At 51.1% G+C, this 13,259-nt stretch carries 10 protein-coding genes; 7 read left to right on the top strand and 3 right to left on the bottom strand.

The features are described from left to right. Positions 1-202: 202 nt before the first annotated feature. Complete coding sequence (locus tag AC3WRW_RS31905) at positions 203-1,993, bottom strand: cache domain-containing sensor histidine kinase (RefSeq protein ID WP_492550248.1); 1,791 nt, start codon at positions 1,991-1,993, stop codon at positions 203-205. A 78-nt stretch (positions 1,994-2,071) separates the two neighbouring features. Here AC3WRW_RS31905 and AC3WRW_RS31900 point away from each other — a divergent pair, with 78 nt between their 5' ends. The 5 genes from AC3WRW_RS31900 (at position 2,072) to AC3WRW_RS31880 (ending at position 7,785) form a co-directional block, all read left to right on the top strand. After that, on the top strand, positions 2,072-2,830 hold the full coding sequence (locus AC3WRW_RS31900) for a response regulator transcription factor (protein ID WP_492550247.1): 759 nt from the start codon (positions 2,072-2,074) through the stop codon (positions 2,828-2,830). Between the two features lie 116 nt (positions 2,831-2,946). Then, positions 2,947-4,416: an ABC transporter substrate-binding protein gene (locus AC3WRW_RS31895; RefSeq protein ID WP_492550246.1), complete on the top strand. Its 1,470-nt coding sequence runs from the start codon at positions 2,947-2,949 to the stop codon at positions 4,414-4,416. A gap of 57 nt (positions 4,417-4,473) precedes the next feature. Beyond that, entirely contained in the window at positions 4,474-5,433 is a 960-nt protein-coding gene (locus tag AC3WRW_RS31890; RefSeq protein WP_492550245.1) for a carbohydrate ABC transporter permease, read from the top strand. Further along, on the top strand, positions 5,430-6,257 hold the full coding sequence (locus tag AC3WRW_RS31885) for a carbohydrate ABC transporter permease (protein ID WP_492550244.1): 828 nt from the start codon (positions 5,430-5,432) through the stop codon (positions 6,255-6,257). Before AC3WRW_RS31890 ends, AC3WRW_RS31885 begins: the two co-directional genes overlap by 4 nt. Positions 6,258-6,351: 94 nt before the next feature. Then, the gene (locus tag AC3WRW_RS31880) at positions 6,352-7,785 is read left to right on the top strand and encodes a family 43 glycosylhydrolase (protein WP_492550243.1); all 1,434 of its coding nucleotides are present in this window, start codon (positions 6,352-6,354) and stop codon (positions 7,783-7,785) included. A gap of 113 nt (positions 7,786-7,898) precedes the next feature. Here the strand turns inward: AC3WRW_RS31880 and kamA are convergent, their stop codons facing one another. Then, entirely contained in the window at positions 7,899-9,269 is a 1,371-nt protein-coding gene (gene kamA, locus AC3WRW_RS31875) for a lysine 2,3-aminomutase (RefSeq protein ID WP_492550242.1), read from the bottom strand. Positions 9,270-9,380: 111 nt separating this feature from the next. Next, positions 9,381-10,802 (bottom strand): sigma-54 interaction domain-containing protein, encoded by a 1,422-nt coding sequence (locus AC3WRW_RS31870; RefSeq protein ID WP_492550241.1) that lies wholly within the window; start codon positions 10,800-10,802, stop codon positions 9,381-9,383. 180 nt (positions 10,803-10,982) lie between these two features. Here AC3WRW_RS31870 and AC3WRW_RS31865 point away from each other — a divergent pair, with 180 nt between their 5' ends. Together AC3WRW_RS31865 and AC3WRW_RS31860 are read left to right on the top strand one after the other, a co-directional pair. Beyond that, positions 10,983-11,696, top strand: coding sequence for an ABC transporter ATP-binding protein (locus tag AC3WRW_RS31865; RefSeq protein WP_492550240.1), 714 nt, complete (start codon positions 10,983-10,985; stop codon positions 11,694-11,696). A 16-nt stretch (positions 11,697-11,712) separates the two neighbouring features. Further along, positions 11,713-12,933, top strand: a complete 1,221-nt coding sequence (locus tag AC3WRW_RS31860) for an ABC transporter permease (protein ID WP_492550239.1) — start codon at positions 11,713-11,715, stop codon at positions 12,931-12,933. Positions 12,934-13,259: the final 326 nt, after the last annotated feature.

Here is a 13,259-nt window from a genome sequence, read left to right as displayed (position 1 = left end):
AACAAATTAACGCGGTAATGTATTGAATTAAAAGTGTTTAAATAAAGGCTGCCGAGACTTTCTCGACAGCCTGAAAAACTCCCTCTATTTGTGCCAATTCCATGAGAATTCTCGGATTCCGGTCAAATTAGCGGGAGGTTTTCCTTCTAAAAACCCTGCAAGACCATCATTTGAGCCATTAGAGGGAGATTTTCCCTTTCGCCTAGCGCGCAATCCTCACCTTCACAATCGTTCCCTCGTACGGCTCACTTTCCACAAACACCTCGCACCGTTCGCCATACGTAAGCAGCAGCCTGCGAATGACGTTCTCCAGACCGGAATACCGCTGCATCGATGCGGCTCTCGGTACAGCCCCGCCCGATGCGATAAAGGTGCGGAATCCCTCCAGCACAGGAGGCTCCATCCCAATCCCGTTATCCTGCACAGTAATCATAAGCTGCTCTTCCAACAACTGCGCCTCGACGCGGATCAGTCCTTTTCCCAGATTCGGCTCCACGCCGTGAAAATAGGCATTTTCAACGAGCGGCTGAATGGTCAGCTTAGGAATCTGCCATTCGAGCGCCTCTTCCGCGATTTGCCATTCGACCTCAATGCGCTCGCCGTGGCGTTCTTTTTGAATATAGACAAATGCCAGCACTAACTGCAGTTCCTCCTGCAGCGTCACCATGCGTTCCCTCCCGGACATGGAAGCTCTCAGCAGCTCCGATAAGCTGCCGATGACAGAGCGAATGCGCGATTGGCCTTCCTGTTCCGCCATACTATCAATGCAGGAGAGGGTGTTGTATAGAAAATGGGGATTCATTTGCGCTTGAAGCTGAATCAGCTCGGCTTCCTTTTCCCGAAGTTCGGCCTCCTGTTTTCGAATCAAATCTTCGGTGAGTGCTTTCAGCTTCGTAATGGACAAGTTATACCGGTCGACGATCATCGTCAGCTCAGTAGGTACGGGGTCCGATTCCAGCAGGGCAAAATTCCCCTGTCCAAGCTTCCTTAACGCGCCGTTGATTTTCTGGAGCGGTTTCAAAATATAGGCGCTCAGCAGTACGGCAGCAATCAGCACGATCAGCAGCGAAAGCCCGCCGATGAGATAAAGCGGCTTCAGCATGCCGGTACCCTCTTGATGAACGACTGTCTCCGGCAGCATGCCGATCGTCGTCCAGCCCGTAAGCTTGGACGTCTGGGCAGCGGCAATATAGGTTTGGCCCCTGAAAGATACCGAATGATTGGCCGCCGAAGTCATCGACTGCACCAGCCGGCTGTCGAGCTGCGTGCCGATCAGGCTGGCGTCCGGATGGTAGACGATCCGGTTATCGCTATCAACGGCAAAGTACACGCTGTGCCGGTCATGATCGACACTTTCAAAAAGCGAGGAGATGACGCTGGTTTCATAATCCAGCCGAATGATGCCGGACCATGTGCGATACGGCCCGCTGAATAGCGCACGCGTAATCGAAAACACGGGCTTGCCCTGGACGTAGCTTTGCGGTTCGGGTCCGGTCAGGAAGGCGTCATAGTAGCTCTGAGCCTTATGATAAAATGGCGTATCGGCAAAAGGATAGCTTTTGTTCACCGCATTCGAGGTCAATTCATTCATCACCCCGCCGTCGCTGGTGACGACGAATAAGCCTGCGGCACCGCTTCGCCAGCCGAGAATCGTTTTTATATTTTGGGACAGGTGGAAATATTCCGTTGTATTCTTGCTCCAATCCTTGGAAGGCATGCTGAGGAGCGCCTGCATATCTTCATTGAGCCAGAGGGAGATCAGCGCGCTGTTGCTCTCGGAGAACAATTTATCCAAATCGGCGTTCAGCTTGTGCACAAAATCCTCGACATGCTTGTATGATTCTTCCTCGAAGTTTTTGGTATAGTTGTGGTAAATGTAAGCGCCCGAGATGATTAGCGGAATCATGACCATGGAGCTGAACGTGATGAAGATGCGCTGTGTCAGCGATTTGACGGAGAATCGGGTGCGCAGATACGCGCTGAGCGAGTTCATATGTAGTATGCGCCTCCTGTATAGATGGGGTGCATTTACTATACCCTAACGTCAGGCTGGAAAAAAGGAGAATTTATAATGATCAATATTTTAATCGTGGAAGATGAATTGATTTTTCGGGAAAGCCTGATTCGCCGCTTGCAGCATGATACGGAGCTGAAGGTCGCAGCAACGGCCGATAACGGTATTGAGGCACAGCTCCTGATGGAGCGAATGAAGTTTGATTTGATTCTGTGCGATATTCGCATGCCGGGCATGGACGGGCTTGTTTTTCTGGAGCAAATCCGTAAAGATTACGGCCGTATTCCCGTTGTGTTTATTTCCGGTTTCACGGATTTTGCATACACGCGCCGGGCGATTCAGCTTCAGGCGGCGGACTTTTTGGGCAAGCCGCTGAATGACGAGCAGCTGAAACAGACGCTTGCGCGCATGAAAACGTTGATTGCCGAGCAAGAGGAGGAAAGCCGGCAGTTTCCGGCAAGCCCGTCTGATGAAGGCCGGCCGGAGAGCGTCTCGTTCGTGGAGCTGACGAAAATGTGGATTTTGCAGCATTTGCATGAAGCATCGCTGGACCTATTGGCGGAGTATACCCGCATGCATCCGGCGGCGTTCAGCCGCAAATTCAAACAGGAAGCGGGCGTGAGCTTCATTCAGTTTTTGACGGGGGTGCGCATGGAAGAGGCGAAGCGCCTGCTCGGAGATCCATTTATCAAAGTGTACGAGATTGCGGAGCGCGTCGGTTATTTGGACAATCGTCATTTTACGGAAGTGTTCAAGAAGTACGTGGGGAAATCGCCGAATGAATATAGAGGGGCGCAAACGGACAAGCAGGTGTAAAGGTAACCACAGCGATGTTAAAAAAATCGACGCGATTGCAAAAAATGACGACATGTTCGGTGTTTGCGCTTTCATATACACTTAGGTTGCAAGATAAACAAGAGGGGGACATTCACGTGAAGCGCACACAAGTTTTGAAAACCATCGTGCCGGTTTTGTTATCCGTTGCGGTACTGGCCGGCTGCGGCGATACGAATGAAAAGCCTGCAGCGTCGGCGAGCGCCGGCAAAGATCCTGTGAAATTAACGATGTGGGTTCGCACGCCGGAAACGCTGGATCTTATCAAAAAATCGGCGGAAGCGTTCCATCAGCTCAATAGCAACATTACGATTGAAGTCGTCAACTATGCGCCGGATCAATATTCCGCTGCGATGCAAGCTGCAGTGTCGGGCGAATCGCTTCCGGATATTTTCCAATACCATAATTCGCTGACGCTTTCAGCGCTCAACAAACTGAATCTGATTCAACCGATTCCGTTCTCGGACGATTTCAAGAAGAAATTCGATGGCGGCACCTGGATGGAAGGCAGCACTACGCTTGGCGGGCAGGTGTATGCTTGGCCGGATCGTTCTTTCGTCCGCGGACCGGCGGTGCTGTTCTACAACAAGAAGATGCTGACGGACGCAGGAATCGCCAAGCCGCCGGCAACCTGGGATGAGCTAATCGCGCAATCCAAGCAGCTCAAAGACAAGAATGCCTCGCTCGTTCCCGTCGTCAGCGGATTTAAGGCCGCTTGGCTCGCAAGCCGTGTGGTGGCCGAATTAGCGACGACAACTGACCAGGCGGGACTTGCCTCCGAGGCGTACCCGGATAAGCAATTTGATTGGAAAACGGGTTCCACCTACCAAGCTGGACCGACCATCGAAGGTATTGACTATTTGAAAAAGTTGATTGACCAGAACGTCATGAGCGCCGACTCCATTATTAAAGATCCGCCGCAAGCGAGCGCCGACTTTGGCGACGGCAAATCTGCCTTTATGCTGAACGGCCACTGGTTCGTGAAGACGCTGCTCGACAGCTACAAGAATCTGGACTTCGGCGTTGTCGCCCTTCCGTCCAAAACCGGCACCGCGCCTTACTTTGGCGTCAACGGCGGATCTGCGAACGGCTTTATGGTATCCAAGAAAAGCAAAAACATGGCCGCAGCAGTCAAATGGTTTGAATTCCTGACCGACAATTATTACCCGGAGCTGCTCAAGCAATCGATTGATTTGACGCCAATTGGGTCGCTGAATACGGCCAGCAATATCGACATGAAGCCGCAGTTCAAGCAATTGATCGATATAATGAACCGAACTGTTCGCGTGCAGCCTTCTCCGCCGCTGATTAACGGGATCGAGCTGGAGACAACGAACAAACTGCTGTCCGTTTCTTCCAAACTGCCGATCGGAAATATTATTCAATCTTACCTTTCCGGCAGCAACAAGGATCTAAAGGGTTCTGTCGACAACTTCGTCAAGGAACAGGATGCTGCCTTTGAGGGTGCGCTTAAATCTGTTCAAGGCTCCAGCAAGGATCGCTGGGTGTTCCCGGACTGGACGCCTGAGCAAAATTACTTGGCCGACAAATACAAAGATAAGAAGTAAAGTGCTGCTGACCCGGCCCCTTCGGGGGCTGGAAGCGGGTAAGGGAGTGAAGCAACGATGGGAAACAACTTCGTGGTTCAGGCGGAAATAGCTTCAACCGAACCAATCGGCATGTCACGTGCTTTGAAGCGGAAATTGTGGGCTTATGTATTCGTCGCTCCGCAGCTCGTGCTGTTTCTCGTATTTACGATCTATCCGATCGTGATGAGCTACGTGTATTCGGCTTATGAGTGGAGCGGCATTGGGCCGCTGGAAGATTTCGCAGGGCTCGGCAACTTCAAGGAAGTCATTCACGAGCCGAACTTTTGGAATGCTTTTAAGAACAGCTTTATTTTTATGGCAGGAACGATCGTGCTCCAGCTGCCGTTTGCGCTGCTGCTGGCGATTATTCTCAACTCCAAGCTGAAAGGCAAAACGTTTTACAGAACAATCTACTTTCTGCCCGTAGTGACGACGACAGCGGTGGTCGGCGCGGTAATGCAATACATTTTTGCAACGGATAACGGGCTCGTCAATCATCTTTTACTGCAAGCAGGAGTCATCTCCAAAGCGATTCCTTGGCTTGGCGACGGTACCTATGCGCTGGGTGTGCTCATTTTTGTCAGCTCATGGAAATGGTTCGGCGTGAAAATGGTATATTGGCTCGCCGGTCTGCAATCCATTCCGCAGGATGTGTACGAAGCAGCCACTATAGACGGCGCAGGGAATTGGAAAACGTTTCGTTACATTACGCTCCCTTTGCTAGTTCCCGTAGGTTCCGTCATTTTGCTGCTCTCCGTCGTCGACGGCTTGCACGCCTTCGATCTAGTCAAAGTCATGACGAACGGCGGCCCCGGCCTTTCAACCGAGATGGTGGATCTCTACATTTACCGTTTCGCGTTCAGCGGGGTGGGAAGCGGTCTGCCTGAGGTCGGCTACGCTTCTGCGGCAGGCATTTTCTTCGGCATTACGGTGTTTGTGATTTCCATGCTGCTCGGCGGGCTGGTCAAGTGGTCGAATCGGAGGGTGGGATCATGACAAAAAGGCTGCAAACGACAATTCCGCATATATTGTTGACCGTATTCGGGTTGATTTGGATTTACCCGTTCTTCTGGATGCTGGCTTCCTCCTTCAAGACGAATCAGGAGTATTTGGGTCATGGGCTGACCCTGCTGCCTGAGAAATTTCAATGGGACAATTATGTACGTGCCTGGGAAGTCGCGAATTTCTCCACGTACTTTGTGAACTCCGTCCTGCTGACGGTTTCGACAGTGGCGATCGTGGTCGTCGTCTGCTCGATGACCGGCTATGCGCTCGGCAGGGTCGAGTTTTTCGGCAAAACGGCGCTCATCGCTGTCATCACCGCAACGTTGTTTATCCCGAAAGGGTATACAATCATTCCGATTTTTCAAGTGATCAAGAGCTTGAGCCTCCTGAACACGATGCCGGGCGTGATTTTGGCCGAAGCCGGCGGTGCGCATGTGCTGTTCATTTTGCTGTACACCACGTATTTTAAGGGGCTGCCGAAGGAACTGGAGGAATCCGCGGAAATTGACGGCGCCGGCTTTTTCCGAACGTTCTGGTCCGTCATGCTGCCGCTGAGCAAGCCGATTATGGCGACGGTCATCGTCATGCAGTTTATGTGGACGTGGAACTCGTTCTTCACGCCGCTCGTGTTTACGCTGAACAATCCGGGCTTGCGCACGCTCAGCGTCGGTATTTTCTCGCTCGTCGGCGAGCACTCCTCGGACTATACGGGACTCGCTGCGGCTGCTTGTATCTCGATTGTCCCGATTATGCTCGTATTCATTTTCCTGCAAAAATACTTTGTCGACGGCATCGCCGGTTCTGTCAAAGGGTAACAAGTTGCATTGCCAAGTGAGATGCCTTCGGGCATTTTGCTTTCAATGATAAATGTAAGCGCTTCACAACACATTTGCGAAAGGGGACTTATTCATGCTCGGAAGAAGATTACATGGGGTTCAAAAATGGAGGACAGCGGTGCTCGCTATGCTGCTTGTTCTGTCTGCGGTGTGCGTCAGCCAGCCGGCTAAGGCGGCTTCCGGCGACATCATCAACAATTCCGATTGGTACGACACCAGCGGGAATCAGATTTGGGCGCAAGGCGGGTACGTGATCAAAGAAGGAAATACGTTTTACTGGTATGGTCTGGATTATTCGGTCAGCGGCGTGAAAAAAGTAAATCTCTACACCTCCTCGGATTTAACAAGCTGGGCATATCAAGGCAATGTCGTCGATTTCAGCACCATTCCGGGGTTTGTCGGCTCGAATTGGGCCGGTCGGCCGGTCGTGGCATACAACAGCTTTACTTCCAAGTATGTCATGTTCATGGAGTGGAACAACAGCGACGGCAACGGACGCAACAAGCTGACGTATCTGACCAGCTCGTCGGTCTCCGGCCCGTTTACGTACGAGCGATTCGATGCGTACCCGAACGGGAACAGTATGGGAGATCTCGGCTCTATTTTCAAAGACGATGACGGCAGCACCTACCTCACGTTTACCGTCGATACGCCGGGAACGAACGGTTCCATCCGCATTTCCAAGCTGGCGCCGGATTATCTCAGCATTGCCTCTGCGACGAAATTGCTGGGCTCCAGCTATCCGAATAAGGAAGCGTCGACGCTGTTCAAACGCGGCTCCACCTATTATTTGCTGGCTTCGCAAACGAACGGCTGGGGCTCCAGTCCGACATGGTATCGAACGGCATCCAGCATCGCCGGTACGTGGTCTTCCGAGGTGCTAGTGCCGACAAGCCCGAGCACCACCAATTCTTTCGATACGCAGGTGGATCAGGTGCTGCCGGTGCAAGGCGCTTCGGGCACGAGCTACGTCTACATGGGCGATCGCTGGAATAATAAGGGCGGCAGCACAGGGATCGGGCGCAATCAATGGTACCCGCTTTCCTTTGACAGCGCAGGGGTGCCGACCATTAACGGCTATGGTCAGTGGCGGATCGATACGGCGGCAGGCACGTGGAGTCTGCCTGCTCAGCATCTGCAAGCGGAAACCGCTGTGCACAGTGTAGGGTCGGTCGGATCGCTAGGCTCCGGTTGGAGCGGTTCCGGGTATTTGAACTTTTTTGGCGGAGAAGGCTATGTAGAATGGACAGTCAACGTTCCGGCAGCCGGCAGTTACCCGCTTGGATTTAAATATGCGAACGGGGATCCGACCGCAAGACCGATGGTCTTGTCGATCAACGGAACGGCGCTCAGCCCGAATCTTGCTTTTCCCGGGACAGGAAGCTGGAACGCCGCTTGGTCGACGGTAAGCACGACGCAAACGCTCGCAGCGGGCAGCAATACGATTCGGCTGACGACGACAGGCGCCAGCGCCCCCAATCTGGATGAGCTGGTCATCAGCTATTGAGGCTAACGGAAGCTCACTTAGGCTCACCAATAAAAACATCAATCCGCTGCTTCGCCCAACGCAAAAAGAAAGACTGGCACTCGCCAGTCTTTCTTTTTGCTGCGTTATTGCATTTATGCGCCGCTTTCCTTCTGCTTCCCCTTCATCAGCTTATCCTTCATCTCATCCCGTTTGCCCCGCCGATCCTTAAGGGAAGCGTGATCCGGCGATGCCAAGTACGCTTTTCTCCTGCCGATCCGGTGCAAATTTTCTGGCACCAAGTTGAATTTTTCATCTTTCATCAGCGCGATGATGCCGGTGCTTTCCGGCTGCTCCGTCACGCCGTACACCTCGTTGAAGTACGCGTCCGCACGGCCCGGCACGTAGGTTTTAGGCTCAGGATACCCAACGATCACCCCTTCATAGTTGCGCAAAATGACCTTATCCTGGCTTTGCGACAGGAGATAGTTCGGCTGCAGCGCGATTTTGCCGCCTCCGCCGGGAGCATCGACGACGAAGGTTGGCACAGCATAGCCCGAAGTGTGTCCCCGCAAGGACTCGATAATCTCCAATCCTTTGGATACCGGCGCCCGGAAGTGCCCGATGCCTTCAGAGAGGTCACACTGATAGATGTAGTAGGGGCGTACACGGATTTTGACCAGATCATGCATGAGCTTTTTCATAATGTAGGTGGAGTCGTTGATGCCCGCCAGAATCACCGACTGATTGCCGAGCGGAACACCGGCGTCCGCCAGCATGGCGCAAGCTTTCTTCGCTTCCTCCGTAATTTCCAGCGGATGGTTGAAATGCGTATTCAGCCACACGGGATGATACTTTCGGATAATCGCACAGAGGTGCTCCGTAATCCGCTGCGGAAAAACAACCGGCGCCCGCGTGCCGATCCGGATGATTTCCACGTGCGGAATGTCGCGCAAATTTTTCAATATATACTCCAAAATGTTGTCGTTAATCAGCAGCCCATCCCCACCGGAAAGCAGAACGTCGCGCACCTCCGGCGTACTGCGGATATAGGCAATGGCGTCATCCAATTGTTTTTTGGGAACGCCCATTCCGACTTGGCCGGAGAAACGGCGGCGCGTGCAGTACCGGCAGTACATCGAGCATTGATTCGTAACGAGAAAAAGTACTCTGTCCGGATAACGATGCGTTAATCCAGGCGTAGGGGAGTCCTCATCCTCGTGCAGAGGATCTTCCAGATCGTATTTCGTTTTCAGCAGTTCAGCGGAAACAGGGACAGATTGCATGCGAATCGGGCATCGCGGATCATCGGGATTCATCAAGGATGCGTAATAAGGGGTAATATTCAAAGGAATCGTTTGCGTCGATATACGAACGCCCTCTTCTTCCTCGGGGGTCAAATTTACGACTTTCTTCAGATCGTCCAAGGAACGAATGGTGTGTGTCAACTGCCAAAGCCAATCATTCCACTGCTCATCCGTGACGTTTCTCCATAGTGCAACTTGTTTCCAGTGACGTCGTTCCATCGTGGCACCTCCAGTAATGATGTTTGCTCAGTATTAGAAGATGCAAAAAGCATGCCAACATTTCCTCGATACACCGGATAACGCGAAAAAGACTCCTTGCGGAGTCTGACATTACGGCTTTCTCACGATGCCATAGCGATTAAGCTTATACTGCAGAGCTTGGCGCTTGATGCCGAGTGCTTGAGCGGTCAGGGTAACGTTGTATTGATGGTGGGCGAGCGCGGTCACAATCGCTTCCTTTTCCAGCTGCTTCACCTTATCGGTTAACCCCGTTGAGGCCGCCGGCTCATGCCGCTGCTCGGATCGCAGCACAGGGTTCCCAATAATCGAAGCGGGAAGATGCACTTCTTCAATGACTTCGCACTCCAGCTCCATCAGATTGTAGATCGATTCGATCGCGTGGCTCAGTTCGCGAATATTTCCAGGCCAATGATAGTCAAGCAAACGCTGCAAAGCTCCAGGTGCGATGCCCGTAATTTTCATGCCAAACAATTCATTGAATTTATCGATAAAATGATTCGTCAAAATCGGAATATCCTCTTTACGCTTGGCGAGCGGCGGAAGTGTCAGATTCACAACGTTCAACCTGTAAAAAAGATCGCTGCGCAGCATACCCTTATCCAAGGCATCCCTAGGGTCTATATTCATAGCGGTAATGATGCGGACATCCACCTGCTGCTCATGCGTGCCCCCAACCCGGCGAACAAGACCGTCCTGCAGCACACGCAACAATTTTGCCTGCAGCATTACATCCAAGCTGTTCAATTCATCGAGAAAAAGCGTTCCGCCGTTAGCCTGCTCAAATAAGCCGGCCCGGTCGACAGCGCCGGTAAAGGCGCCTCTTGCTGTTCCGAACATAATGCCCTCCATGAGTTCATTGGGGACAGCCGCACAATTTTGCGCGATAAATAGACGGTTTCTTCTGGCTCCTGCATTATGGATGCTTTGGGCTACCAGCTCCTTTCCCGTGCCGGTCGGACCGCAGATCACAACGGGCGAGCTTGTACGCGATGCTTTTTTGGCAAAAGAAATCGTCTGCTGGAAAGCTTCGTTGCGGCCGATCAAATCGCTGAAATGGTAGCGGGCGGAGCTTGCGCTTTTTTTGTCTTTGGCAGGGGACTCATAAATCTGGTGCCGAAGGTCCAAAATTTGATCGTGGAGATGAACGATGCTCGTAATATCTTTGGCCACCTCCAGGGCACCGATAATTTCACCATGCTCATAAAGAGGGTACGTGCTGTTGATGGTTGTGATTCTTTTGCCCGTGACACTGACATAGGTTTGGATTTTCTCCTTGATTTCCGTGCCGGATTGCAGCACCTTCATGAAAGTGCTCGTTTCATTGGTTAAGGAGGGGAACAGCTCAAAAAAGTTCTTCCCGACTACCTGCTCCCTTTTCAGCCCATCCGTTTCGGCCATCTTATTATTATAGAAAATAGTGATTCCTTCACGATCAATGAGATGAACACCGACGTCTATCATATTCAGCATTTTTTCAAAATAAGCCGATCCATGCTCGTTCTGTCCGGACATCATGTACCCCCCTCGCGTAAGGATGGTTCAGCGGTTCACGTAACATTTTATGACGGCGGCAGCCGAGTAAGACCAGAAAGTGCATAAAGCAGAAGGACATAACCATAACGCTTGAAAAAAGGCTGCAGAAATGTAAAGATGCCATATATAGGATAAAGGTAGAAGGGAACGTGGCCGCGAATGTCAGAAGAACAAGCAGCTGTATTAGAAGTACATATCGATCAAGCCGGCTATGACGAGGTTCCGGACATCATTAAAAATATTCATTTTACAGTGCGGCAAGGTGAACTGGTAGGTCTGTTAGGTCCGAATGGTGCCGGCAAAAGCACGACGATTAAGAGCATCCTAGGTTTGTTGAAGGATTTCAAAGGTGAAATCTCTTTTCAGGGGGAGCGAAAAAGCTACGCTTACATCCCGGAGCATCCGATTCTGTACGATGAGCTGACGCTGTGGGAGCATATGGAATTCGCGGCAGCTGTTTATGAGCTGGATCGAACAGTATTTCTGGAGCGTGCGGACGATCTCTTGCACCGGTTCCGGCTGCTGGATGAGAAACATCAATTGCCTGGGAAATTTTCCAAAGGGATGCAGCAGAAAATCATGCTGATCCTGGGCTTTTTGAACAAACCGGATGTGTACATTGTCGATGAGCCTTTCATTGGGTTGGATCCGAAGGCGATCAAAGATTTCTTAGGGATGCTGGATGAGGAACGCAAGCGAGGCGCTGGAATTTTGATGAGTACCCATGTGTTGGACACAGCCGAAAAGATTTGCAATTCGTTTGTGCTTCTGTCAGGCGGCAGATTGGTGGCCAACGGTTCCTTGCAGGATATTAGGCAGCAATGCGGCCTGCCGGATGCGCCATTATTCGACTGCTTTCATTCCTTATTATGAGAGGGGGGACCGAATTATGAAAAGCTCCTTCCAACTTTTTGCAAGAAGGGTCCGCTCGGATTGGTTTTACCAGTATAGAGCCTTACGAACAGCGGTGGATTGGGTGATCGCCATCTACTTTGTTATACCGCTGATGATTGTGGCCGGTTATCAATACTATTCTTGGTGGACGGCTCAGCCTTCCTGGTTTAGTTGGATACCGATGTTTTTGGTTGGCACGGTTTTCTATTTATTCGCTTGGCTGGGAACGATTCGATATTTTGTAGAGGAAGGGGACCAGCTTTTTCTCAGGCAAAACCGGCGTTGGTTTCAGCATCTCATGCTCCTTGGATACAGATACTCACTTGTGCTGCAGGGGATCACGACGTTGCTTTTGACGCTCGTTTTTCTTCCTTTGCTGGTTCAGACGTATGCTTTTGGCGTGCCTCAGATTGTTTGTTTTTGGCTGCTTACCTATCTGTTGAAAATAAATTTAGGCTTGTTTCGGCAACTGCTTGCGCTTCGTATACAGGGAATACTGCTTTGGCTGCTGCGGGTCGTGGCTTTTGCCGGGCTGTTCTTTCTATATCAAATGCTGGTTGCGGGGGTAAGTCATAACGCGAATTATATTTGGGCGATTCTGCTTCTTCTTCTGGGACTTGTTGTGTTTCTAAGCAAAATACGTTTGCGAGAAAAAGGGGCCTTCTTCGCTGATATCGCCAGAGAAAGAGATGCGCGGATGCGGATCGTCTCTCTGATGCTGATTCGCGTGATGGAACGAAAAAGAAAACCGAAGCGCAGGCGTCCTCTTTTATTTAGAAGCTCGCAGCGCTTGTTCAAGGGAAAAGGCGCCGGCAGCGGAATTGCCGATCTATTAGCCAAATCTTTTTTTAGAAACGGCACTCAGTGGAAGCAAACGATACAGTTTGCCGTTCTGATTAGTGCGGCTATGTTTATTTTGCCAGGAGCTATTAAGATTACGGTGTGGATTCTTGCGGCATGTCTGCTGGCATTTTGGCGGAAATCCTTTTGCAAGGATGAATTAACGGCGCCATTTCTGACGCTGTTTCCTATTCAGGATACAGCGAAACATCAGGCACTACAGATAACAACGCCTATTCTTGTGCTGCCTGCGCTGATCTTCATAAGCCTGTGCTTGGGGATCTCCTTTTTCACCTGGTGGGGGCCCATTCTGATGGTTGGAGCCGCAATTCCGTTAGCTTATGGGACTTCTTCCGTTTTTACAAGCTGGTATTGACTACTGCGTTATAAAGCTGCTGCTGCAGTTTTGTCAGGAGGCTGGTTAGCAATATCGATGAGAAAGTTCGGACAGGAGGTTGTAATCCTGTTGGAACCATGGTATATTGCTAATCTGCCGATTTGACGCAGGTAATCGCAGGTAAAAGTAGTAGAAAACATGCTTCAAAAAAGAATTTAAAAAAATGCTTGCAAATCAAATTTCGACATGGTATATTACTTTTCGCTGCTTCGGTAACGCGGCGGCGAGCGAAAGAAATTGATCTTTGAAAACTGAACAACGAGTGAGTAAGCACAGTCGAGCAATCGACTATAAATGAGATGAAT

The organism is Paenibacillus sp. FW126-R14 (genome assembly GCF_058789495.1).
The sequence above is the reverse complement of the archived record's forward strand: the minus strand, read 5'-3'. Positions and strand labels throughout refer to the sequence as shown.

Bases quoted from the DNA above. Each gene is read 5' to 3' on its own strand.
- AC3WRW_RS31860 (WP_492550239.1), top strand. From the start codon at position 11,713: ATGAAAAGCTCCTTCCAACTTTTTGCAAGAAGGGTCCGCTCGGATTGG.
- AC3WRW_RS31865 (WP_492550240.1), top strand. From the start codon at position 10,983: ATGTCAGAAGAACAAGCAGCTGTATTAGAAGTACATATCGATCAAGCC.
- AC3WRW_RS31905 (WP_492550248.1), bottom strand. From the start codon at position 1,993: ATGAACTCGCTCAGCGCGTATCTGCGCACCCGATTCTCCGTCAAATCG.
- AC3WRW_RS31880 (WP_492550243.1), top strand. From the start codon at position 6,352: ATGCTCGGAAGAAGATTACATGGGGTTCAAAAATGGAGGACAGCGGTG.
- kamA (WP_492550242.1), bottom strand. From the start codon at position 9,269: ATGGAACGACGTCACTGGAAACAAGTTGCACTATGGAGAAACGTCACG.
- AC3WRW_RS31870 (WP_492550241.1), bottom strand. From the start codon at position 10,802: ATGTCCGGACAGAACGAGCATGGATCGGCTTATTTTGAAAAAATGCTG.
- AC3WRW_RS31885 (WP_492550244.1), top strand. From the start codon at position 5,430: ATGACAAAAAGGCTGCAAACGACAATTCCGCATATATTGTTGACCGTA.
- AC3WRW_RS31890 (WP_492550245.1), top strand. From the start codon at position 4,474: ATGGGAAACAACTTCGTGGTTCAGGCGGAAATAGCTTCAACCGAACCA.
- AC3WRW_RS31900 (WP_492550247.1), top strand. From the start codon at position 2,072: ATGATCAATATTTTAATCGTGGAAGATGAATTGATTTTTCGGGAAAGC.